The following is a 23852-nucleotide window of genomic DNA, read 5'->3' as shown; positions in this document are numbered from 1 at the left end:
CAATCGTGTTCCTTGCCTCTTTCTCCGACTCTAATGTATTTTCTTACCTGTAGACCTAGTAAATCAAGCGTACTAGAATAGAAACATTGACGCTTCTTTTTCTTTTATGCATAAAAGCGTGTAAGCGTAAAAGCATCTATCCGATCTTTACATACTAAAAACGTTACCATCAAGGAGTTGAATAACTATGAATACGAATGATGAACAATCAGTCAAGCAGCCACTCCGCTTCGTGCAGAGTGTTACCATCTTTGCGGTCATCATCGCCATTTTACTGCTTACAATACTTGGCTGGGGTGCACAGCCGCACATCCCACTGCTAACAGCAACTGTTGCCACAGGCTGTCTGCTCTTGCTGTTCGGACAATCGTGGAATCTAGTAGAACGATCATTGATTAAGGGACTTCAAGCTTCTGTTATGCCTGCCTTGCTCCTATCTCTTATCGGAATCCTGATTGCAGTATGGATGATGAGCGGGACAGTTCCTACGCTACTCGTATATGGAACCTCTTGGTTTCAGCCTCAATGGTTCACGATTAGCGCTCTGTTGCTTACGGTTATCGTCTCGATGTTCGTCGGCAGCTCAGTGACGACAGTCGGAACATTCGGCGTAGCCTTGATAGGCATGTCGGATTCCATGGGCGTCCATCCCGCAATCGTAGCAGGGGCTGTCGTGTCTGGTGCCTGTTTTGGGGATAAGATGTCTCCGCTCTCTGATACGACGAATTTCGCCTCTGCCGTTGCACGTGTCAGTATGCCTGATCATATTCGCAATATGACGAAGACGACCGTACCCGCATTTCTTATTACCTGCATCGCCTTTTTATTTTTCGGTTCTTCCGCTCAATCCAATATGGATCAATTGCTGTCGATGCAGCAGGATATCCGCAGTGTATTTCATATTCATCCGCTAACTTTACTGCCGCTTGCTGTCGTGCTTATCGCTGCATTTAAGCGATTGCCAATCATCATTACGATGCTGCTCGGTATTGGATCGGGTCTGCTAGTTACTGCGCTCATTCAAGGAGACGTAAATGTTCCACAATGGATGGAAGTGATGCAGGGAGGATTCCAAGGGTCATTCCAGCTGGAGGAAGTAAGCCGCATCGTGAACCGAGGTGGCCTTCAGTCTATGACTTGGGCAATATCGCTCATTGCGATTGCCTTCGCTCTAGGAGGATTGCTGCAGCATGCAGGCATCATTGAAACGATGTTCAATCGTCTGATTGCACCTGTGAAGACCAAGGAAGGACTTGTTGTCACAAGCGGACTTAGTTCAATCGGGGTGAACATGATTACAGGGGAACAATACATGTCGATTCTGATTCCGGGCCAATTGTTCGAATCCGAATATGATAAGCGCGGCATTCCACGACTCACCTTATCTCGTACATTGGAGGATTGCGGAACATTAGTGAATCCGCTTATTCCTTGGGGGGTCAGCGGTGCAATGATGACAAGCGCTCTTGGTCTTACCGTACTGGATTACATGCCATATGCTTTCTTCCTGTGGGTATCCCCACTGGTTACATTTGCTTTTGCACTATTGCCCGGGTTAAAACGTGTGACACTCGGTAATTCACAATAGCAACTTCATTGCAGGTCATCAGTCGCAACGAGATGATGACTAAGCGGTAGGATACAGAAGACCCTATTGCTTCTTCCAATCCAGTTATGATACTGTCTTCTTAACTAGTCATGGATTATAGACAGGAAGGAGGGGATAAGATGCGCCTTATACATGCCCGTATGCCAAGGTATATATTGCTTGTACTTAGTGTGCTTGCTATCGTATGTACAGCACTTACCCCTCTTGCTTCGAATGAAACGATGTTCATGCATCCTGATGAATCCGCATTTACGTATCCCGAGCATGTAAGCTCTGTAGTAGGCATTCATCAGGTTCAGTCTATTAAGCATTTTTCCATGCCTTTATGGTTCATCTTATTCATTCTCTATATCGCGATCGCCCTCTTGAGGAGCCGGCTGCCCAGTTACAGATTTGATACGCCGTATATGATTTTACTGCGCAGTCAATTCTTGAGGCCTCTCAAATTCACTTCTAGGTTCGTGGCTCGTCCCCTCGCCTGTACAACTCAACAATCACTTACAGACGAGGAGAATAACAATGACGACAACGAACACGAACACGGAGAAACAAATGAAGCAAGAGAGCGGGCCTTCCGGCAAAGAGCAAGCATTGAAAACAGATATACAGGTTCTTAATCGGGATTTGAAGCATATGATATGGTTTATTATCCTGTCAGCGGTAGTCATTACCGCACTTTATTTTCTCATGTAACGAACTACAAGCATCCCACACAGCCTCTGCTGAATGGGATGCTTTTTTTATGGATCCCATCACGAAAGCGCATTCAAAAATATAGACACCCTGACGGCTTTCCACTCTGCATCTCAGTTCGATGTGAGGAAGGAGAGTGTAAATACCATTTTTTATACAATTTCGAGAAATAAAGAGCATCTTCGTAGCCGACAGCCGCAGCAATTTGCTCGATTGTTAACCTTGTCGTCATCAGCAATGTTTTGGCGCGCTCCATCCGGATGCGCAGCAAAAACTGCATAGGCGATTCCCCCATTTGTTTGCGGAACATCTTCGATAAATAGGTGCGGTGATAGCCTAGCGTATGTGCAAGTTCGTCTATGGATATGGATTTATCAAACTGCAGCGACAGCCAGCGAGCTGCTTGTTCTACCTGACGTTCGATATCGGAGCGTTTATCATCGTTATTCGCATCAGAACCTTTGTCAGTAGTACGTGCATATTCAGCAAGAACAACACGCATATAGCCCTCAGCTTCCATGTCCCCAGCACTGCCTCCTATTTGAAGTGCTTTATATACATTCCGGAACAACGCTTCTACTCGATGTATGCGATAGCCTTGAACAACTGGTGCATGCGGCCCAATGCCGATTATCGCCAACAGCTGTTCGACACCGCTGCCGCGATATCCTATCCAGCGGTACTGCCAAGGATCTGCTTCATCAGCTACATAATGATGAAGCTCCCCCGGGAAGATGAAGAAGCTCTCTCCTGCCCCAACTTCATAGGCAACCCCTCTAATCGTAAATTTCCCTCTGCCAGACTGTACACAATGCACGATCCCGTAATCATGAACACTAGGACCTACGTGGTGCAGAGGTTCCGTGATTGATTGGCCGCAGAACAATACGGACAGTTCTCCCTTGGAAGGTGCTTCATTAATTGCGAGATTTGCTCGTTCACCCATCCGGTTCCCTCCTAACTGACAACAATCCTCCATATTCACATTCGTTTTCCCCATACCAAGCCTTAATCGATTCAGATACATTAATTGTACAACAATCATTTCCAAGTTGCATCACACCATGCCGATGATCCCTTACATTTCATGACAGCAGCTTGGAACGAAAGGAGACAAGATGTATGAGTAAAATTACATTTCTCGGAGCAGGAAGCACCGTATTTGCCAAAAACGTATTAGGTGACTGCATGCTCACTCCATCACTGCAAGGATTTGAGCTTGCCTTGTTCGATATTGACCACGAGCGTCTTCGTGATTCCGAAAGCATGTTGACCAACATGCTTGGAACGACTGGCAGCACCTGCCGAGTTGTTGCCTACACAGACCGCAAAGAGGCACTGCGCGGCGCTAAATATGTAGTGAATGCGATTCAAGTTGGCGGGTACGATCCATGTACAATTACAGACTTCGAAATTCCGAAGAAGTATGGCCTTCGCCAAACCATTGCAGATACGCTCGGAATTGGGGGTATCTTCCGCAATCTGAGAACGATCCCTGTCATGCTTGATTTCGCCAAAGATATGCAGGAAGTATGCCCAGATGCTTGGTTCCTGAACTATACAAATCCAATGGCCGTGTTGACCAATGTGATGAACACATACGGCGGGATCAAAACAGTAGGACTCTGTCATAGTGTTCAAGTATGCGTACCTTGGCTGTTCCATGATCTTGGCATCGACAGTGAAGGTGTAAGTGCGAAGATTGCAGGCATTAATCATATGGCGTGGCTGCTCGAGGTAACTCGCAACGGCGAGGACTTATATCCAGAAATTAAACGCCTTGCCTTGGAGAAACAAAAGACAAAGCACACCGACATGGTACGTTACGAACTTATGTTCAAATTCGGCTATTACGTGACGGAATCCTCCGAGCATAACGCTGAATACCATCCATACTTCATTAAGAAACAGTATCCAGAACTGATCGAGAAGTATAACATTCCTCTTGATGAATACCCTCGACGCTGCATCAACCAAATTGAAGGTTGGAAAAATATGCGTGAACAGCTCGTCAATAACCAGCATATCGAACACCACCGTACCCATGAATATGCCTCATATATTTTCGATGCTATGGAAACAGGAACACCATTCAAACTAGGTGGTAACGTTATGAATACGGGACTTATCACCAATTTGCCGTGCAATGCATGTGTTGAGGTTCCATGCTTCGTTGATCGCAACGGAGTTACGCCTACCTATGTTGGCGATCTGCCGCCACAGCTTGCAGCGTTGAACCGCACGAATATCAATACTCAGCTTCTTACGATCGAAGCGGCTATTACAGGGAAGAAGGAACACATCTACCACGCGGCCATGCTCGATCCGCATACGGCAGCTGAGCTTAGCCTTGATGATATCGTATCCTTATGCGATGAACTGATCGAGGCTCACGGAGATTGGCTTCCGAAGTTCGTATAGGGAAGAACTCATGCAAAAGCGGTACAGTTGATCGACAACTGTACCGCTTTTTCTACTGCTATATCTTGAAGACCGCACATTATTCCCCTTGTGCACGTTTATGCACTTGTGATGCCTGCGCTGCTTTCTTGGCCTGCATGCTTCGTTTAATGGACAGTCCAGCTGCCACGACAACGATCACCAGTGCGATCTCAAATCCATACTTGATGGATGGATTCGAGAAGAGACCGGCTAGCGAATCGAACTTCATGAACTCACCGACGAACATTTTCGCTGCGGTCCACGCGAGCACCGCTGATCCGATGATAATAATGATCGGGTAGCGCTCGATGAGTTTCAGTACAATTGTGCTTCCCCACACGACAATAGGAACGGAAATTGCAAGTCCCAGCACGACTAGCAATCCATGTCCATTCGCCGCACCCGCTACAGCTAGCACATTATCGAGCCCCATCGCTGCATCCGCAATAATAATCGTTCGAACTGCCGCCCAAAAGCTGCCTCCCGCCTGCACATTATGCTCTTTCTCTTCGACCATGAGCTTGATCGCAATCCATATGAGCACGGCTCCGCCAATCACGAGCAAGAACGGAATTTTGAGCAGCCATACAACTCCTAAAGTGGCCAGTGCTCGAATGATTACTGCTCCGATCGTACCAAAGATGATGACTTTCTTCTGATCTTGCTTCGGTAGGTTGCGAGCCGCTAGACCGATAACAATCGCGTTATCTCCTGCTAACACCAAGTCAATGACGACAATGGACAGCAGCGTGGTCCAGAACTCTAATGAAAATAGCTCCATTGATAGTTCCCCCTTGACGTTAGTATGTATAAATACTGTAAAAAACATGAACGCCGCTACCACATTCGTGGTAACGGCGTTCCGATCAGAAAGAGACCTTCACCAACGCAACCATCGTGGCAAAGGTCTCGCAAACAACGTTATACGTTGCCAGTAGCGCCGAGGATGCGCGTTGTGGCGTATCCCGTAATGACGACGGTTACTGTGCTAGCTACTCCCCTTTGGAGTATTCGTTTTTTCAGTGAACTAATCATAACACCGGCAATCGAATTGTTCAACCATCATTTCTCTCTATTTTCTCGCTCTATTACAGATCTGGCGTTGTTCGAATGATAACAATTGGGTATGATGAAGATATACGTATTTAATCATAAGGAGGCTTCCCCATCGTGAGCAAAGAACTATCCAATCATCATCCTTCACTTGAAAAAGCAACCTTTGCCGGTGGCTGCTTCTGGTGTATGGTCACGCCGTTCGAAGAGCTTCCTGGCATCCATTCGATTGTGTCTGGCTATACAGGAGGACACACTGACAGTCCTACATACGAAGAAGTATGCTCAGAGACAACCGGGCATGCCGAAGCCGTCCAAATTACATTCGACCCTGCCCTATTCCCTTATAAGAAGCTGCTCGAGCTATTCTGGCAGCAAATTGATCCTACAGATGAAGGCGGACAGTTCCATGATCGCGGTTCGTCTTATCGAACAGCTGTCTTCTATCACAATGAGGAACAACATCAGCTTGCACTGCAATCCAAGCAAGAATTGGAGCAGAGCGGTAGATTCGATAAACCAATTGCTACTGAGATCGTTCCCGCTGGCACGTTCTACCCAGCAGAAGAGCATCATCAAAACTATCATCAGAAGAATCCAGCCCATTACAAGCGCTATCGCTCCGCATCGGGCAGAGATGCCTTCATCGTGAACCATTGGGGAATCTCCGATGAAGAGCGTACAGCCCTTCAAGGGAAGCTGACGCCAATCCAGTATCGGGTAACCCAGCAGAATGGCACAGAGCCCCCTTTTTCCAATGAATACTGGAACCATGAAGCAGAAGGAATCTATGTGGATATCGTATCTGGTGAGCCGCTCTTTAGTTCGTTGGATAAGTTCGATGCAGGCTGCGGCTGGCCTAGCTTCTCGAAGCCGCTTCGTTCCAATCATGTGGAGAATAAGCTGGACACTTCTCACGGCATGGTTCGTGTGGAAGTAAGGAGCAAACTGGCCGACTCCCATTTGGGACATGTATTCGATGATGGCCCTACCCCAACTGGACTTCGTTATTGCATTAACTCTGCAGCCCTGCGGTTCATTCCGAAGGAGAAGCTGGAGCAAGAAGGATATGGGGAATTCGCATCCCTTTTTTCGCACAAATAGGGTTCTCTAGTACGAAGGCCCAAATGAGGAACGACCTAACCGTTCTCATTTGGGCCTATATTTAGATTCGCTCAATTGTTAACAAAATACCGCTCTTGTCGTCGCACATTTTGAATCGGGGTATTTGATTACAGTAGGCATCCATTCGTTCTCGCGCCTCCAAGGCGGCGGCACATTGCTCCATCCCAGTAGTAATGATGTATTGGAACCACCGCTCCATACTGCTCTGTTCCTCGTCAACACGCCAAGGATAAATGCCATCCGATACAAGCAGAATATGCGTAACTCCCTGGAGTGGGAGAGCTCCATATTCCAGACGATGCTGCACGGCCTCATCTCCATTAAGGACACTGTAACCGAACTCTGTATTCGCACGGGAACGATTCTGCCTCAGCAGCTGCCGAATCTCTTCTGGCTGCCTATGCTCCCTCCAATCCTCCTCATGCTCCATCCACGCTGACAAGGCACGCTCATCGAAGGGGGCAACTCGATCATAAGTTACAGCTCGAACCTCCCCGGATTCATATAGCGCGTATATCATGCAATCACCCGTCTGCGTCCAATACGCATAATACTCATCAAGCCACACAGCGGCATGAACCGCACCGAACCTTCGTCCTGTATCGTATGGAGCGATACCGTATTGGCGCATCGTATCATCCAACATCCGATTTGCTTCCAAGAGTCGAGCACGCATCACATCAAGCGGAGAAGCCATAGCTGCTATTGCAGTAGTGATAGATTCCAGACCACGAGCAATACTTAAGGCAGCCATCTCTCCTGCCGTATGCCCTTCCTCATCTGTAATCGGCTCCAATCCAGATACACCATCGATGACCGCATATAGCTGCTGTTCGGGAAGTGCAATTATCCGGTCTTCATTTCGACTGCCCTGTCCCTGTCTCGTTGCCGCATCACAATGAATTCGAATCACTGCTGTTCCCCCTTCAATCGATCTTAGGCTCAGCTACCTGACTTCTGCACCATCTTCGCAGCTTGACCGAACAATCCCATTAGCATGAACACAACGATAATATATAGCAAGAACATCGGCGCCGCCATTGCGGAGAACACCATCGGTGATGCAAACGCGAATCCAAGCATACTTAATGAACAAGCGAGTGCAACTGTAAAATAGATGGATCGTCTACGGGCCATATGTGCGATGTAGCCCCAGTCACGGCGCAGTGCATATTCCCGCAAACCACTGCACATGAAGGTTACTAGTGTAATGTTCAACCCCGTCTCTGCTATACTGCGAAACACTCCAATCCATGCTCTCGCTTCCGCACTGACTCCGCCTAACAGCATCGGCTGCAGCAGCTCATACACCGCTAGAACGATGAGCGGGATACATACTCGCTTCGCATGCAGAAAGCGATCAGATACGGATATCAATTGTGTTACACCGCTAAATACCAAGGCAAAGCCTACGATATCCGGCAGCAGATCAACGCCCCTCGGCGCGTAATCAATAAAAAATAACAAACCCCATTGAATTCGTCTAAATGCCTTTGCTTCCATATTCATCTTGTTCATCTTTGTTGTCTGCATGTCCTTTCCGTATGTACTTCCACAAGCAAGCTGTACGCAATCATGAAACAGTTCAGCATGCTGTTATCTTGCTTCAGTATAACGTGACGTCTTAAGCGAACGCAATCTCGCGTCGTATTTGGAATATTTTTTCAGCCTATTCACTCAATTCGGATTATGTAAGTCCATTCCTTTTGCAGTATAATGGTTAAATGTCTAGTTGAGTAACATTCCTTATAGCCTAATAAAAGCTACATACCTTTCAGGAGGAAGCATAATGAATCACATTAAAATATTTTCGGACAGCACATGCGATTTGCCGAAATCACTACTTGAACGTTATGACATTGGCATTATCCCTTTATATGTTACTTTCGGTGACGACGCTTATCGTGATGGAGTGGATATGACCCCTCCGGAATTGTACAAGCGTGTAGATGCATGCGGCAAGCTGCCGAAGACATCTTCGCCATCTCCAGCTGATTTTGTAAAGGCATTTGAGCCATTTGTGAACGAAGGCCGCAAAATTCTGTATATCGGGTTGTCTTCCCACTTATCTTCCACCATTCAGAATGCCATTATTGCCGGGGATATGCTTGGTGAAGATACTGTAACTGTCATTGACTCCTTAAATTTATCTACCGGCATCGGGATTCAAGTTCTCAAGGCAGCGATGGCACTGGAATCTGGTTCATCTCTGGAGGAAACTGTAGAGCTTGTTGAGGACGTTCGTGGCAAAATGGAAACCGAGTTCATTATAGATACATTAGATTATCTATATAAGGGCGGACGCTGCAACAGTCTGCAGAACTTGATCGGCAGCTTGCTTCGCATTCGTCCTGTCATTAAAGTTGTCGATGGAAAAATGATTGCGGCCAATAAAATTCGCGGCAAACGCGAGAAAGCACTTGAGCAGTTGAAGCAAAATGCACTGGATCATGTGGATGAGATGGACAAGGATATCGTATTCGTCACTCATTCCTTATCGCCTGAAGATGCCAAAATGATTCAGGCCGAATTGCAAGAGAAGACGGGCGCAAAACATGTGATCCTGTCGGATTGTGGTTGCGTCATCTCCAGCCACTGTGGACCAAACACAATTGGAATCGTATACGCGCGCAAATAAATATACAGCGGCTGACCTCGCCAATAGAGCAAGGTGCAGCCGCTGTATTTATGTAGAGAACTAACCGTATTTTATTCCATTGAACGAGTAAAAAAACGAGCAATCCCACCCGCCCCAACAGCAAGGCAGATCCCAAGAAGCATCTGTACAATCACTTCTATGAACTTGGCGCTGTCATCCGTCCAAGCCCGCTCTGCAAATAAAGCCACTTCTTGATTCGAGAGCATAATCAATAGCTTGATAAATTCCGGGATGCTGTTCACGAGAAGCATAATACCAGCAATACCTAGTCCGATTTGAAGGGTGGTGCGAAGCACCGGGTTCGCAGAATGCGTCTGGCTGCGCATCGGTAGCACACTTTCCTCGCCGCTGCTAGATACGTCTGCATCTTGTGTCTTCACTAGAGTCACATCACGTAGTTTAGATGGTGCTAGCGCCTTCGATAATGATCCTGCCGTGCACCATAGGATGATTCCTCCTATAAGCGGAACAAGGACAGGGAGAAGCAGTATGACGAAATTGGTGTATACCATATTTTCACTTCCAACCTCCATATGAATCATCGAGGAGATCATATTTACCAGCGCAGCTGCAATCTTCGCCAACTCTAGGAAGGCGGTCACGATCCAATAGAGAGCGCCGAGCCGAACAGCCAAGAAGGCCAATGATCGAGCATTCAATTGATTTTCCTCCATTTCTGAGCATGGATTCATAATCATCTATTATACAGGATGTCTGGCGCTTATTGGGAAGTTATTTGCTCTGATGCCTCAGCTGGTATACGTATGGATACAGATGTGCCAATGCCAAGTCCGCTCACAATCGTTACTCCATACTCAGCACCATAGTGCAGTTTAATACGTTGATCTACATTTCGAATGCCGTAGCCTGTATTCACATGGTCTCTTCCATCAAAAATATCATGGATTCGCTGAGCGGTCATACCTACCCCATCATCGATGATCCGGAACAGCAGGTCATCCACATCCTTCTTTGCTACAATTCGAATGAAGATTCGATCTCCACACCAAGCATGTTCCAACACATTTTCAATAAATGGCTGTACAATCAGCTTTACCGTACGATACGGCCATACTGCTGGGTCAATATCGAACATAACACTAATGCGATCACCGTATTTAATCTTCTGAATATCCACATAAGCCTGTGCCTGCTCTAACTCATTATGTACCGGTATCATCAGCTTGCCATTGTTAAGCGCAAGTCGATAAAACTTAGCCAGCCCTAATACCATCTGCTGCAGCTTCTCATTCTCCCCGAACTTCGCTAGCCGATTAATGGAGGACAGGGTGTTATACAGGAAATGAGGATTGATTTGCGATTGCAGCATCTCCAATTCCGCTTCCTTCTTCTGCAGCTGTGTCAAATACACTTCCTTAATTAGCGCCTCAACATTTTCGCCCATGTTATTCAATGCAGTAGCAATTTGGGAAAATTCGTCTTTGCCCCGATAGGAAATTCGTTTGTGCAGATCGCCTTCCCGAAAAGCATTAAGCACGGACACGAACTTCGTAATCCGAATCGAGAAATATCTCGAAATGAACACTCCTGCGAATGACAACACAATAAAGCAAATCAAGCAAATAAAAATAACAAACAATCGAACCTTCATCGAATCTTCCTGTATAATGGAGAGAGGAACATGAGCGACCAGCTTCCAAGACTGCTTCCCTACCGTCTCTTGGATCGTCAAATAGTTGCTCTGCGTATCCGCTTCATTAGCAGGCAACTTGCCAGACTGATAGATGCTTCTCCCCTGTTCATCCACTAGGTAGATTACACTGTCATTTCCAATCTTCGAATAATTAATACTATCGAACAGCTCCGAGATCGCAACATTAATGCGCAAAAATCCAACTTCTTGCAGCTTCAGAGGATTATTGGTGTCCACAAGCCGACGCAGCAGGGAAATTCGACTATTCTCCGCATCACGCTCAATTTGGCTCCACTTCATTGTGATGCTGTACTTCTCGGGTGGAAAGCTCTTATACCAATCCTTATCTGTAATTCGATTCAAATGATAAATTTCATACGGCCAGTTATAATCCGTAGGATTCTCTTTCCCAAATGTACTGTGATGGATCTCATTTATGGATTCATTACGGAAAAAAACAGAAATCCACAGCTTCATTCCAGTTGCCGAAGATGCCGCTTCTATCTTAGGAATAACGTACTTCGTAATGCGATCATAATTTTCCCAGCCTTCTTCATAGCTGCGTAAATATCGATACAGCTCATAATCGCCATACAAAATAGAAGATATGCGGATTACATCCTGCATCTTATATTCAATATTATCGCGAATCTGCAGCAGTGTTCCTTGTATATTGTTCCGTGTATGCTTGCGAATCGATTGATCATACATGGAATGGGAGACAAGTCCTATGACTAATACAGGAACAATGATGAAAACCATATAAGTCAGCATGAGTTTGTAGCCAATCGGCAAATAGCGGAACTTCGGTCGCTGTTCGTTCATTGACTTCTCCCCTATCATGTTTCCCGCTTGCGATATTCCATCGGAGTCATGCCGTATGCTTCCTTGAATTGTCTGCTAAAATAGGGAAGGTATCGATAGCCTACCTGATTAGCAATTTCATAGATTTTGATGGAGCTCTCATGCAGCAGCTCGCGTGCCCGCTCCATACGAAGCTGTATAAGTACTTCACTGAACGATTTCCCAGTCTCCTCCCTGAACATGTACCCCAAGTAGTTCGGCGAGAATGAAAATTGATTCGCCACATCCTTCAGTGTAATGTTCTCGCTCATTTTATCCTTCATCACTTGAATCATTTCTCGAATGAGCCGATTATTCTTAGAGGTAGATTTGCTGCGCAAATATTCAGATATCTCAAATGTCTTCCTGACGAGCCAGGAGCGAATATCGCTCACCGTATCAAATTGCAGCAGAATATCCAAGTTATGCAGCTCCATACCCAATATATCGAACAGATTCTCATCCTTTGTCTTCAATTGCTCATCCAGCTTCCATATGATGAACATCGCAAGATTATGTACGGTAAACTTAGAACGGAGCATGCTCACAGATTCGAACAGCCTCTCTATCTCATCGTAAATACAAACCAGCTCATATTCCATCAAGGCGTGAAATAGTGCCTCCATACGTTGTTCCAATGTACGCGCATCCATCATTTCGGGCTTCAAACTCACCGCTTCGTAGCGGATAAGCCTCCCTTTGCCAATAAACATTTTGCCATCAACCGCTTTGGTTGCCTGTTGGAACGAGAGATAGAGCTGTTCCAATCCGTTTACTGGTTCCCCTACCCCAACTGTCATCGTCACGGAGAACTGAGTCTCAATCACCTTATATAAATCATCAATGAAAGGGTCTAAATACTGATCATGAATCAACACCATCATCCGATGAGGCGTCAACTTGCAGCAATGTGGCATATGATGCTTCAATCCAACCTCATTGACCGCATACAGGAATTCCTTCGTTGTAACCTCATGTGACAAGCTCGTATGTTCTTGCGTCCAAGTCATATAGTCAAGTTCCATAACAGCAACTCGGACAGGCCAATTCAGTTTGTCAAGCCCATAAGAGGCAACTAGCTTCATCATTCCATCCTGCTGCTCACTTCTCCACTGCCCGTCAACCAACCGCAACAGCAAATCATTCTTCGCCATTGGAATCATATGCTGATAGGCTTCCTCCACATCACGACGCTTCCGGTCATCATCAAGATCCTGCTTCACCTTCTCGAGTGCAGCGATAAGCTCATCATCATTCATCGGCTTGAGTACATAACTGTAGGCCTTCAAAGATAATGCCTGTTTCACATAACTGAAATCTTGATGACCGCTTACAAAAATAATTCGGATATTGGAATTTACCTCAATCGCCCTGCGGGCCAGCTCCAACCCGGACATATTCGGCATATTAACGTCACTGACGATAATATCGATAGGCGTACTATCAATAATATGACAAGCCTCAAAGGCGTTATTTACCGCTGCTGCAACTTCTAACCCAAGCTCTTCCCAAGGAATGAATTGCTTCATTCCTTCCAGATCAAGCATCTCGTCATCAACTAACAACACGTTATACATGAATGAGGCCCCCCAAACGATGCAGTCATACAATTCTCATTCCAGCATTTCCCTAAACAAAGTATAACAAGTTCAACTATCATTTGAACAGTCAGATGATTTCAAAATAAAAGATTTGATCAAAAGAACGAAGACCCGCTGGCAGACAGCGAGCCTTCGTTCCGAAGATTATTTACCCATTGCTTTCTTATTCTCCGTCCAAACTTTTGTAACATGGTCAAGGAACTTCTGATAACCAACCTTCATGGAATCATCATGTGCTTTATCCAGAATTTGCAGTGCTTCTTCATCGGATTTCGCGTACATGGATTTTGCTCTAGCTGTCAACCAAATATCTCTAACACTTTGTCTAGCAATCCCCTCTTCACTATCTGGAGTCGGCTCCCAGCCGAGGAACTCCGTGAAGTCACCTTGCGAAGCCCATGTTACTTCCATTTGCCAGCGGTTGCTGAAATCAATCTTATCTGCTGGTACAGTAGACAACATTTGCTTTTTCGTATTATCCATGAACATTGTATTGCCCACCCATACCAAGTCGCCAGCTTTACCATTTATTTCAGAAAGCGTTTTCGGATCATTCATGTATTTATCTTTATTAAATTTCGGTGTCAGACCATCAGCTTCAAATCCATCCCAATACCCATCAGCTCCTGGAGGTCCCCAGTTCAGCACCATGCTGCCTTCAGGTCCTGTCATCCAGTCAAGCATCGCGAATATGGCCTCTGGATTTTTCGCATTTGTCGTAATGGCAGCTACGTTCCATCCAAGTTGGTTATATGTTCCCGGATAGATTTTGCTAGCATCCAGACCTTGTTTTACAATCGGTTTAATAAACATATAGCCGTCTTCCGGATCCTTCTTCTTCAATTCCTCATCTGCTACAGCTAGCATCTTCATCGGATCGAAAGTTGCAATAACGGCAAACTTGCCATTCATCGCTTTTTCTCTTACTTGGTCTTCTGTTTGCGTATTCGCATCTTGCGTCATCAGCTTCTCACGCATCAGCTTCGCCGTATATACTACGGATTCACGGAAGCCTGGATCCTTATAAATGGAGACCATTTTATCACCATCTGGAACTGCGAAGAAGCGAGTAAGGGACAAGTTATTTTCTTTAAAGGAAGAGAAGAGTTGGTCAATACCGTGACCGTCTTTTGCCAATCCCGTTTCAAATGGAGTGACGTCAGGGTACTTCTTATGAACAGCTTGCAAGTATGCATACAAGTCGTCAGTCGTCTCCAATTTTGGAGAGCCGAGCTCTTTATAGATTTTTTTGTTGATTGCATAGCCCGCGTTTCCGTTTGGCTGCTGTGTATAATAGTTCGGTACCTGATAGATCTTGCCGTCAGACGAACGGAGCAATGCTTTGTGATTTTCAGTCAAATACTTCTTGAAATTCGGGTACTTGTCAATATACTCATCCAATGGTACGAGCATACCAGCCTCACGAAGACGTTCTATATCGGCCCCTCTGTCAGTCCAGATAATATCAGGAAGCTCATTGCCCGCAATCATCGTTTGCAGCTTCTGTGCATTGTTGCCACCTGAACTGATTCCATTGACCGTAATTTTCAAGTTGTCCTGTATCCACTTCGAAGCAGGATCCTTACCCCATTTCGGCAGCTGGTACCAACCATAGTTGCCATAGAACGATACTTCAAGTGGTTCCTTGCCCAATTCGTACAGGTCACTCTTCGGAGTTTCACTTGATTCTTTGCCCGTGTCGCCTTGCTTCACAGGTTCATTCTCAGGTGGAGCACTTGTCTTCCCACTGCCGCATCCTACTAACAGAGTGAATACCATAAAGACAGACAACACACTCAGCAGAAGATTTTTTTTGTTCTTCACGGCTTTTTCCCCTTTCAATTTTGTAATCTATGTTTAAAGCAAGGTTGCTCTAAACGCATCCAAATGTCCAGCAGATTAAACAATCGCTACTCTTTCAACGAGCCAATCAATACACCTTTTACAAAGAAACGCTGCAAGAACGGGTACACACATACAATTGGAAGCGTTGCTACCATAATCGTCGCCATCGTCAATGCCTTAGAGGTTATTTTCTTGGCAGCATTGATGTGCACAAGCGCACTCGTATCTACATTGGACAACTGTTCAGATGCGATGTTGGAGAATAGTATCTGTCTTAGTATCGTCTGAATAGGAAGCAGATTCTCGTTCGTAATATAGATACTGGCTACGAACCATTCATTCCAGTGCGCAACCGCTGTGAACAGAGACAAGGTAGCAATAACAGGGCCAGATAACGGGAAGACAATACGGAAGAATGTACCCCAGTTACCGCAGCCGTCAATCTTCGCTGACTCTTCCAAGCCTTGCGGCAAGCCTTGGAAGAAGGTGCGGAATATAATCATATTCCATACACTAATAAGTGCCGGAATAATGAACACCCAGAAAGAGTTGAACAAACCAAGTCCGCGAATGAGCATATAGCTCGGAATGAGACCGCCTCCAAAATACATGGTAACGATACACATAATCATATAATACTTGCGGCCCATAAGCCCTCGCTTCGACATCCCGTATGCAAAAATGGCCGTCGCTAAGATGGATGCTACCGTTCCAATGACCGTTCGCAAGAGGGCAATCACAAATCCATTCATTAATCGCGAATCTTCGAATACGATTTTATAGTTCTCCAATGTAAACTCGCGCGGCCAAAAAGTAATGCCGCCCTTAGACGTATCCAATCCTTCATTAAACGATATGACAAGTGAATTCCAGAATGGATAAAAGGTCGAAAAGGCCAATAAGGTTAACACTACATAGATAAATACCGTAAAAATGCGGTCTCCTATACTATCACGTATCATTATTCAGTCCTCCTAGTTATGGAATGATTCATTACCATAAGCTATTGCCCGTCTTTCTGGCAATGAAGTTCGCAAATGTAAGCAACGTGACGCTGACAACAGCCTTGAACAGGCCGATTGCCGTTGCATAGGAGTACCTGTAATTATCAATACCGACACGAACTACATATACATCAAGCGAGTCAGATACTTCTCTCAAAGCTGGATTGGAAGCGAGAATGAGAATGTCCTCGAAGCCTGCATTGAGCAGGTTGCCGATTGCAAGAATCATAAAGATGATCACAACTGGCATAATGCAAGGCAGTGTAATGAGAGTCATCTGCTTGAATCGACTCGCACCATCTATCGATGCTGCTTCATACAAATGAGGATCGATCCCTGCAATCGCTGCCAAATATACAATGGAGGCAAACCCTATTTCCTTCCATACATTGGTTGCAACGAGAATCGACCAGAAATATTCTGCCATTGACATGAAGTTAATCGGCTCATCGATAATCCTGAGCTTCTCTAACAGCATATTTATGCTGCCATTGTCTACGGACAGTAAGGATGTAACCATGGATCCGATAACTACCCATGATAAGAAGTGAGGCAAGTACGTGACGGTTTGAATGACCCGTTTAAAGGCCATCTTGCGCACTTCATTAAGCATAAGCGCTAAAACAATTGGCGCTGGAAACCCGAAGATAAATTTCATAAAACTGATAATAATCGTATTGCGCATAACAGGTACAAATTCTGGTGAATTAAAAAAATCAATAAAGTGCTTTAATCCTACCCACTCATTGCTGAACAGATTGAAGCCTGCCTTAAGCTTATAATCTTGAAAAGCAATAAGAATGCCATACATAGGGATATAAGAAAATATAAAGATTAGAGCAAGTGCGGGCAGCACCATGAGCTGTATGTCTATTTGCATAAAAAATCGTTTTAATGCGCTTTTCTTATGCTTATCCAGGTTCAGGCCCGGTTCTATCTCTGCTCCCGTGGTTGCCTTCGCCATATGAAAATCCCTCCTTGATTCAATATAACTCTTGCTGAATTAAATCTTAACTCCTTCCAGATGTTGTCTTCTCCATTGTAAAAGCAAAGCGCTTTCACGGATATATGACAAACCAACGATTATTGATACTTTGACACGTTCTTTTATAAAAAATAACAATAACTTTTATAGACTTAAGTTATTCAGAAGAAGCGAACCTACCGCTCCAGCAAAATGAGTTGCGTCCAACACTAGTACTGCTCTAGTTAACTATAAAAAGTGCCCAAAGCACTGGTTTGCTTTGGGCACTTGCCGTTATACAATATTCGAATACTAATTAGGATAAATTAATTTTCCACCTTCAGCTCTTCAACAGGACGAGTACGACAGCTGCCCTGCAGCACACGCTCGCTCACATTGCCGAAAGTATCTATTGCCTGTACCGCGATGGAGTATTCACAATCTGGCTTCAGCCCTGGTATTTCCAGACGAAGCTGCTCCGGAACCGGATTTTTATAAGATTCGGAAAATGCAGCGTACTGTACAACCTCTTCTACATCACTACGATTCTCAACCGTAACGTTGTAGGCATGTACAAGCTCATTATCGGACGCCTGATCGAAGACGATAACGATAGAATCTGAAGTTGTACACTCCTCTTCTACATGCAATTGTGCGTGATCAGGGAAGCATGGCGCATCTGTGTCACGATGAATGGTATATGTAAAGGTTGAAGTTGATGCCGGCAGCGACACAATCCAAGCGTCTCCAATCTGACGATCATATTCGAAATCAAGCCTATGAATCGCAACGCGATCCTCATATACCTCGACAAGCAAGCCTTGGCTGAACTTCTCGAACCCTAACGGCAAATTCCCTTGAAGCTTGCCATGTTCCACTTCCATATAGCTAAGCGAAGCCGTTCCAACAGAAGTAAAGTCCTCCTGATGAATACTGCGCGGATCCTGAAGCGGGTAGTGGGAGTGCCCGGAGAACGTAATAACCTGCGGATATGGTCGCAATGCCTCCATAAGCGGTTCAATATTGTCCTGAATGCCCCAGTCCTCGCTGCCGTACACGGTGTCCTTCAAGTGCTGATGCAGGAAGACGAATATAGGACGCTCTGCTGAATCGGCTGCAGCCACCTGCAGTTGTTCGCGAAGCCATGCAATCTGATCCAATGAGAAGTACCCTGATGTAACCTTATCCTCTGTCGCCATGACAATGAAATGGTAACCCTTAATGACCTGATGAAAATATAAGGATGGCATCTCCGTTTTTGCAAGAAAGCGAGCCTGCGCTTCTTCAATCGGAAGTCCGTTCCAATAGTCGTGATTGCCGATCGTGATGAGCGGTGTCGCTCCTGGTAGCTTATGCTTGCGGAATACTTCTAAATTGCGATCGTATTCCTCCTCAAGTCCATTGTTTGTTAAATCCCCTACAATAACAAACGCATCCTGATGAGGCGCCCTTGCATTCAACTGCAACATCGCTCGTTCGAACTTGGCGACACTACCTTCACCCGAAGGATCAATATGTATGTCACTGATTACCGGAAAGACGAGTGTAGGCTGCATATGTGTTGACATCGATCGTTCATCTCCCTTGTCCTGTTCATTCTATTCGATCTGCAATGCATGAAGCATGGATTAATTCACCTCTAGTCTATAACCTTTTTCTAGAGATGAACAGAGTAGAATATTTACTTAATTCGTGTTGTGAAATAGTTATGCTTTCTTAACTCGTCAAAAATACCATATTTCGCTATAATAGAGGTCTACATGAAGCAAGATGCCACCATTGTCCACCTTATCGTGAGGATGTGTAAATGCCTTGTTAGCCATTGAACGCCGAAAACGCATCATGCAGCACCTGTTCCAGGACGGCAGAGTTCTCGTCGCAGAGCTTAGCAAGCAGTTTCGAGTGACGGAAGAAACAGTGCGAAGAGACTTGGATCGTATGGAGAAAGAAGGTCTCCTGCTAAGAACACATGGGGGAGCATTTTTAGCAGAGACATCCGTAAGCTCTGACGTCCCTGTATGGGTGCGCGAGGACTGCTATTTGTCTGAAAAGAAGTGGATCGGAACAAAGTGCGCTAGGCTTATCCAACATGGGGATACGATTATGCTTGATTCGAGTACAACTTCACTCCATATCGCCAAAATAATAAAAGCGCGCAAGCAATTGACTGTAATCACAAATTCACTAAATGTCATCATGGAACTATCAGATGCTGAACATATTAAATTAATTTGTACCGGTGGTACTCTTCGCCGCCGATCACTGTCCTATTCTGGACATGCTGCTGCCAACGCCCTCGCCCGATATACTGCCGACAAAGCCTTCCTCTCGTGCTCCGGTATCGATCTTACACACGGCGTAACTGACGCCAATGAAGAAGAAGCTGAAATACGCAAGATTATGCTGCATCATGCGAAGCAGAGTATATTAGTCGCAGATATAACGAAGTGCGAGAAAATAGGGCTTGTCAAAATTGCTGAATTGTCCAGCTTCCATACGCTGGTTACCAATTGTCCGCTGCCATTGCAATGGAGAGAGGGACTGGCGGCACAATCCATTATTCTCGATGATCAGTGCGATCCAAATAAGCAATATGCCGCGACGGCTCGATGCAGTATGAACAGTTAAATGAAAATAATGATTGATGATTACTCCCTAATTGGAGACCTCATCAATCCGCTTCCTGCTCGTTCTTGAACTTTTCTACCAAAATATCGCGTATCGTAATTGCCGCGGGGGATAATTCATCCCCCTGCTTCCATACAAGCCCATGGATTAGAGTTGGTACTTGTAGCGGAAGATAGCCAAGCGCTTCCTGCTCGATCTCCTCCTTTACCGTTCGATAAGGCAATAACGCCATGCCCATTCCCACCTTGATTGTCTGCTTCATCATCTCTAAGCTATGAAAGGTACTATATTGACTAGGCTTGATCCCGCTCTCTTGGAGAAGTTGAGATGCTACTGCTTGATAGACGCATTGCGAGCCAAATCCAATGACTCGAACATCATCCAGTGCTTCCCAGCCTTCCTCTTCCCAGCGGAGCTGCATCGACATAGGAACGACCCACACCATCCGCACATTAACAAGCGGCAGGAAGTCAACACCGCCCATTTGCGGCCGACCGGCCACAATTCCAAGCTCGCATTCCCCTTGAAGAATTCGCTGGCATGTATCCTCCATAAATCCCGGAAGCAGGTGAAGCTTGATTCGCGGATACTTAAGGAAAATTGCTGTTAACAAGTCCGTCATTCGCGTCGTGCAAAAGGATTCCAACACACTTAATGTGACTGTTCCCTCTATCGATTGGCCCGCCGGAAGCTCTTGGGTCAGCTCTCTGCCCAGCAGACTCCATTTCTCACTATAACGCAGGAAGATAGCCCCGGCCTCGGTCAGTTCTACACCACGCTGCAAGCGATGGAACAATGTTTGTCCAACCGTCTTCTCCACCATCTTTACATGTGAGGTAATTGTTGATTGTACGTATCCTAATTGCTCGGCCGCACGGCTAATGCTCTTCGTGTGGGCGACCACCCGTACGGTTTCGACTTGCTTCCCATCTAATAGCTCAAACATCCCTCTTCCCCCTTCATGAAACAGCTTCATACAATTCATGCACTTATCTAAGCGTAAATGATACTTCTCTCATCCCGTAATCGATACCACATAATACATCCCTCATACCGTAACGAGAACAATACATCTCACATCGATAAGAATTTGATATCGGAAAATGAAATGTGAGATATCATAATTATTCGTATTACAAATACCAAATCACATTATACAATATATTTCAAGCACCGGTGCAATCAATCAATCCGAGACACGAACTCATTACTTAGAAAGGAAACTATAGGATGAACAATTCTAACGTAACACAGAAAATGCTTGAAATTGGCCGAAAACGTCCATCACTTCAATATGTAAAAACATCACTACTCGCAGGTACAGGAGGGGGACTTGCTATCCTGGTACTAGCACTCCTTGAAGGCTGGTTGTCGTCCCCTTTTTTGATGGCTCCTTTTGGAGCGTCATGTGTTATTTTGTTTGCGCTGCCAGACAGTCCATTGGCACAGCCGCGCAATGTAATAGGGGGCCATCTCATCAGTTCACTGGTCGGGCTGACCATTAGCTCATGTGTTGGCGTGCATGTCTGGAGCCTCGCGCTAGCCGTCGGTCTGTCCATCGCCTTCATGCAATGGACCAGAACCATTCATCCACCTGCGGGCGCCGATCCACTGCTTATTATGATGACAGGCGCCCCTTGGACTTACCTGTTGTTTCCGGTCGGGTTAGGAGCCGTTGTCTTAGTACTGGCGGCGTGGACATATCATCGCACACAGGGAAATCAATATCCTAAGCATTGGTTCACCTCATAATGTTGCAAATAAATAATAAGGAGCAGATCGCAACGGCGACCTGCTCCTATCTTTTTTGGACTGCTTGATTACAGTACCTTCTTCAGTTTTTTCACATAATTTGCTCGAATGAATAAGAAATAGACAACCTGAATAACGAAGAATGTACCTAATACTAGAATGATTTCTTTTAAAATAGAGATTTGCGAGAACAAATTTTGCAGTGTGTTCAATGCAACGGCACCATGAATGATAGCTACGACAATCGGTACAAAGAACAGCAGTCCGATTTGAGTGGATACAACCTTTGACAGTTCCCCTTCAGTCAGACCCAGCTTGGAGATAGCTCGATACTGCACGATGTCGGAATCCAAATCCGAGAATAGTCGGAAATAAAGGAAGCTGCCTGCTGCCACGAAGAAAACAATTCCTACGAACAAACCCGTCAGCAGAATTTGGCCCATACCCTGATTCACTTCCTGCATCGCAAGCGCTCGCGCCTGAAAACGATAGTGGGGATTGGTACTATCAGCATTCAACTGTGTATTCAGCTTCTCCGCTACTGCCTTCGTTCCCTGCCAGTCATCCATCGCAAATACATGCATATCCATATCGGTTTTCGACTTTGGAAGTGCGTTGAAATCTGAATCCGACATCACAAGCACATGATTTCCAGTGATGTATTGGCGGACATCTTTGCTCATGTCCGGTACATCTGTCAATTGAAGCTTGCTTCCACTGCTCAGAGTCAAAGTCTGCCCCTTCGACCAGTCCTTCTTCCCTCTGTTATATCCGAAGTCATCCATCTTGAATTGCATCAATACCGCACTTCCTGCATCTACACGGATCTTATCCTCCGAGATCAGGTTATAATCCGTTACGGAAATTGCATTGAATGAGTATTTATCCTTAAGCTCCGCATCTTTATTATGAATAACGAAGCTGTCATAGTTAACGTTTTCTTCCTTCAACTCTGTCTCAATGTATGCAAGATGTTTTTGCTCCTGTTTATTGTCGGCATAGGAATCATAAGACATCGGCGGCATCGATCCTGCAACGCCCTCAGTCAGCATCGCTTTGAACCCAACAAGCGTGCCGATGGCTGTAAACGCAACGGTTGAAATAATCGCGACAAGGAAAAACATGCGTGCATTATCCTTCATCCGATATGCCAAATCGGACAGTGTCAACATGTTTGTATTCCGGCGATACAACTTCTTGTTCTTCTTCAATTTATGAATGATATACACACTTAGCTGTGTGAATAAGAAGTATGTACCGATCGACACAAGAATGACGACAGGCAGCAGTGCAAACATAACAAGGGTTCCGCGTACGATAAAAGCTATCGCATAACCGATTAGCAGCAGTATAGCAGCCAGAATAGCCAGCCATACCGACGCCTTCGGCTCGGGTTTTGGCTTCGTCGAGGCTTTCAATAGATCAATAAGTGAGCTTGTTCGCAAGATCGTCGCCGTAAAGAACGAGATTACTAGGAACAACAGCATAAAGGCCACAAATGTAAACCAAAGCGCCTTTGTTGGGAAGTAGAACGATAACGAATGCTCCAAATACAACATGGACGAACCGAGCATAAGCATCCCTTTGGAAAAAATCAGTCCTGCTGCTATACCAGCCACAGTCGAAGCAAATCCAATGATCGTATTTTCTAAAAATACGAGACGCTTCAGCTGCATATTGGACATCCCCAGCATGATGCAGACACCGAATTCTTTCTTTCGCGTCTTCAAGAATACGCTCATCGAATAGAGGATGAAGAAAAACGTAAAGACGTAAATGATATACTGGGCAACCTGCATCCCTGTTTGTGCGCCTTTTCCGAATCCCCCACTCTCCGCCAAATTCAATTCTGGATGGAACGCCAGCATCGAATATACGAAAAAGATCATAACGGAGAAAGCACTGCTTATAAAATAACCGGCATACAGCCGCGCGTTGCGAATAACGTTTTTAAACGCGAACTGACGAAAGTTCATCTTC

General features: G+C 45.4%; 21 protein-coding genes. 7 read left to right on the top strand and 14 right to left on the bottom strand.

Annotated elements, in window-relative coordinates; all coding sequences use genetic code 11:
- Positions 1 to 187 precede the first annotated feature (187 nt).
- A complete protein-coding gene (gene nhaC, locus BBG47_RS12215; RefSeq protein WP_065291923.1) occupies positions 188 to 1588 on the top strand; it encodes a Na+/H+ antiporter NhaC in 1401 nt (466 codons plus the stop codon).
- A gap of 540 nt (positions 1589 to 2128) precedes the next feature.
- The gene (locus tag BBG47_RS29895) at positions 2129 to 2302 is read left to right on the top strand and encodes a hypothetical protein (protein WP_155987320.1); all 174 of its coding nucleotides are present in this window, start codon (positions 2129 to 2131) and stop codon (positions 2300 to 2302) included.
- A gap of 73 nt (positions 2303 to 2375) precedes the next feature.
- Here the strand turns inward: BBG47_RS29895 and BBG47_RS12210 are convergent, their stop codons facing one another.
- A complete protein-coding gene (locus BBG47_RS12210) occupies positions 2376 to 3248 on the bottom strand; it encodes an AraC family transcriptional regulator (protein ID WP_065291922.1) in 873 nt (290 codons plus the stop codon).
- 176 nt (positions 3249 to 3424) lie between these two features.
- On the opposite strand from BBG47_RS12210, the gene melA reads away from it, so the two are divergent.
- Complete coding sequence (gene melA / locus BBG47_RS12205; protein WP_065291921.1) at positions 3425 to 4723, top strand: alpha-glucosidase/alpha-galactosidase; 1299 nt, start codon at positions 3425 to 3427, stop codon at positions 4721 to 4723.
- Positions 4724 to 4802: 79 nt separating this feature from the next.
- Here melA and BBG47_RS12200 read toward each other — a convergent pair whose 3' ends face one another.
- Together BBG47_RS12200 and BBG47_RS29890 are read right to left on the bottom strand one after the other, a co-directional pair.
- Positions 4803 to 5525, bottom strand: a complete 723-nt coding sequence (locus BBG47_RS12200; RefSeq protein WP_065291920.1) for a TerC family protein — start codon at positions 5523 to 5525, stop codon at positions 4803 to 4805.
- Between the two features lie 140 nt (positions 5526 to 5665).
- Positions 5666 to 5803, bottom strand: coding sequence for a hypothetical protein (locus BBG47_RS29890; protein WP_175400519.1), 138 nt, complete (start codon positions 5801 to 5803; stop codon positions 5666 to 5668).
- A gap of 111 nt (positions 5804 to 5914) precedes the next feature.
- Here BBG47_RS29890 and msrA point away from each other — a divergent pair, with 111 nt between their 5' ends.
- Positions 5915 to 6901 (top strand): peptide-methionine (S)-S-oxide reductase MsrA, encoded by a 987-nt coding sequence (gene msrA, locus BBG47_RS12195; protein WP_083189250.1) that lies wholly within the window; start codon positions 5915 to 5917, stop codon positions 6899 to 6901.
- 61 nt (positions 6902 to 6962) lie between these two features.
- Here the strand turns inward: msrA and BBG47_RS12190 are convergent, their stop codons facing one another.
- Together BBG47_RS12190 and BBG47_RS12185 are read right to left on the bottom strand one after the other, a co-directional pair.
- Positions 6963 to 7835, bottom strand: a complete 873-nt coding sequence (locus BBG47_RS12190) for a protein phosphatase 2C domain-containing protein (protein WP_065291919.1) — start codon at positions 7833 to 7835, stop codon at positions 6963 to 6965.
- Positions 7836 to 7864: 29 nt separating this feature from the next.
- Positions 7865 to 8440, bottom strand: a complete 576-nt coding sequence (locus BBG47_RS12185) for a hypothetical protein (protein WP_251482900.1) — start codon at positions 8438 to 8440, stop codon at positions 7865 to 7867.
- Between the two features lie 271 nt (positions 8441 to 8711).
- Between BBG47_RS12185 and BBG47_RS12180 the strand changes: the two genes are divergently transcribed.
- Positions 8712 to 9560, top strand: coding sequence for a DegV family protein (locus tag BBG47_RS12180; RefSeq protein ID WP_065291918.1), 849 nt, complete (start codon positions 8712 to 8714; stop codon positions 9558 to 9560).
- Positions 9561 to 9631: 71 nt separating this feature from the next.
- Here BBG47_RS12180 and BBG47_RS12175 read toward each other — a convergent pair whose 3' ends face one another.
- The 7 genes from BBG47_RS12175 to BBG47_RS12145 form a co-directional block, all read right to left on the bottom strand.
- Positions 9632 to 10240 carry a hypothetical protein gene (locus BBG47_RS12175; protein ID WP_065291917.1) on the bottom strand — a complete coding sequence of 203 codons (609 nt, stop codon included), beginning with the start codon at positions 10238 to 10240 and terminating at the stop codon, positions 9632 to 9634.
- 62 nt (positions 10241 to 10302) lie between these two features.
- Complete coding sequence (locus tag BBG47_RS12170) at positions 10303 to 12060, bottom strand: sensor histidine kinase (protein WP_065291916.1); 1758 nt, start codon at positions 12058 to 12060, stop codon at positions 10303 to 10305.
- Positions 12061 to 12074: 14 nt separating this feature from the next.
- On the bottom strand, positions 12075 to 13655 hold the full coding sequence (locus tag BBG47_RS12165) for a response regulator (protein ID WP_065291915.1): 1581 nt from the start codon (positions 13653 to 13655) through the stop codon (positions 12075 to 12077).
- Positions 13656 to 13823: 168 nt separating this feature from the next.
- Positions 13824 to 15503 carry an extracellular solute-binding protein gene (locus BBG47_RS12160; protein WP_083189249.1) on the bottom strand — a complete coding sequence of 560 codons (1680 nt, stop codon included), beginning with the start codon at positions 15501 to 15503 and terminating at the stop codon, positions 13824 to 13826.
- An 86-nt stretch (positions 15504 to 15589) separates the two neighbouring features.
- Entirely contained in the window at positions 15590 to 16486 is an 897-nt protein-coding gene (locus BBG47_RS12155; protein ID WP_028533157.1) for a carbohydrate ABC transporter permease, read from the bottom strand.
- A gap of 31 nt (positions 16487 to 16517) precedes the next feature.
- On the bottom strand, positions 16518 to 17492 hold the full coding sequence (locus BBG47_RS12150; RefSeq protein WP_065291914.1) for an ABC transporter permease: 975 nt from the start codon (positions 17490 to 17492) through the stop codon (positions 16518 to 16520).
- 326 nt (positions 17493 to 17818) lie between these two features.
- Positions 17819 to 19060, bottom strand: coding sequence for a metallophosphoesterase (locus BBG47_RS12145; RefSeq protein ID WP_065291913.1), 1242 nt, complete (start codon positions 19058 to 19060; stop codon positions 17819 to 17821).
- A 244-nt stretch (positions 19061 to 19304) separates the two neighbouring features.
- On the opposite strand from BBG47_RS12145, the gene BBG47_RS12140 reads away from it, so the two are divergent.
- Positions 19305 to 20120: a DeoR/GlpR family DNA-binding transcription regulator gene (locus BBG47_RS12140; RefSeq protein WP_021253081.1), complete on the top strand. Its 816-nt coding sequence runs from the start codon at positions 19305 to 19307 to the stop codon at positions 20118 to 20120.
- Positions 20121 to 20163: 43 nt separating this feature from the next.
- Here BBG47_RS12140 and BBG47_RS12135 read toward each other — a convergent pair whose 3' ends face one another.
- Positions 20164 to 21066 (bottom strand): LysR family transcriptional regulator, encoded by a 903-nt coding sequence (locus BBG47_RS12135; RefSeq protein WP_065291912.1) that lies wholly within the window; start codon positions 21064 to 21066, stop codon positions 20164 to 20166.
- Between the two features lie 284 nt (positions 21067 to 21350).
- Between BBG47_RS12135 and BBG47_RS12130 the strand changes: the two genes are divergently transcribed.
- Complete coding sequence (locus BBG47_RS12130) at positions 21351 to 21872, top strand: HPP family protein (RefSeq protein ID WP_083189246.1); 522 nt, start codon at positions 21351 to 21353, stop codon at positions 21870 to 21872.
- Positions 21873 to 21940: 68 nt separating this feature from the next.
- Here BBG47_RS12130 and BBG47_RS12125 read toward each other — a convergent pair.
- The coding region (locus tag BBG47_RS12125) for an ABC transporter permease (protein WP_254659808.1) at positions 21941 to 23852 on the bottom strand (1912 nt) is incomplete at its 5' end.

This window comes from Paenibacillus sp. KS1, from assembly GCF_001680695.1.
GTDB lineage: Bacteria > Bacillota > Bacilli > Paenibacillales > Paenibacillaceae > Paenibacillus_B > Paenibacillus_B suaedae.
This window is presented reverse-complemented; position numbering and strand designations above follow the sequence as displayed.

Coding starts and splice junctions, on each gene's coding strand:
- nhaC (WP_065291923.1), top strand. CDS start 188: ATGAATACGAATGATGAACAATCAGTCAAGCAGCCACTCCGCTTCGTG.
- BBG47_RS29895 (WP_155987320.1), top strand. CDS start 2,129: ATGACGACAACGAACACGAACACGGAGAAACAAATGAAGCAAGAGAGC.
- BBG47_RS12210 (WP_065291922.1), bottom strand. CDS start 3,248: ATGGGTGAACGAGCAAATCTCGCAATTAATGAAGCACCTTCCAAGGGA.
- melA (WP_065291921.1), top strand. CDS start 3,425: ATGAGTAAAATTACATTTCTCGGAGCAGGAAGCACCGTATTTGCCAAA.
- BBG47_RS12200 (WP_065291920.1), bottom strand. CDS start 5,525: ATGGAGCTATTTTCATTAGAGTTCTGGACCACGCTGCTGTCCATTGTC.
- BBG47_RS12185 (WP_251482900.1), bottom strand. CDS start 8,440: ATGAACAAGATGAATATGGAAGCAAAGGCATTTAGACGAATTCAATGG.
- BBG47_RS12180 (WP_065291918.1), top strand. CDS start 8,712: ATGAATCACATTAAAATATTTTCGGACAGCACATGCGATTTGCCGAAA.
- BBG47_RS12170 (WP_065291916.1), bottom strand. CDS start 12,060: ATGAACGAACAGCGACCGAAGTTCCGCTATTTGCCGATTGGCTACAAA.
- BBG47_RS12165 (WP_065291915.1), bottom strand. CDS start 13,655: ATGTATAACGTGTTGTTAGTTGATGACGAGATGCTTGATCTGGAAGGA.
- BBG47_RS12155 (WP_028533157.1), bottom strand. CDS start 16,486: ATGATACGTGATAGTATAGGAGACCGCATTTTTACGGTATTTATCTAT.
- BBG47_RS12150 (WP_065291914.1), bottom strand. CDS start 17,492: ATGGCGAAGGCAACCACGGGAGCAGAGATAGAACCGGGCCTGAACCTG.
- BBG47_RS12145 (WP_065291913.1), bottom strand. CDS start 19,060: ATGTCAACACATATGCAGCCTACACTCGTCTTTCCGGTAATCAGTGAC.
- BBG47_RS12135 (WP_065291912.1), bottom strand. CDS start 21,066: ATGTTTGAGCTATTAGATGGGAAGCAAGTCGAAACCGTACGGGTGGTC.
- BBG47_RS12130 (WP_083189246.1), top strand. CDS start 21,351: ATGAACAATTCTAACGTAACACAGAAAATGCTTGAAATTGGCCGAAAA.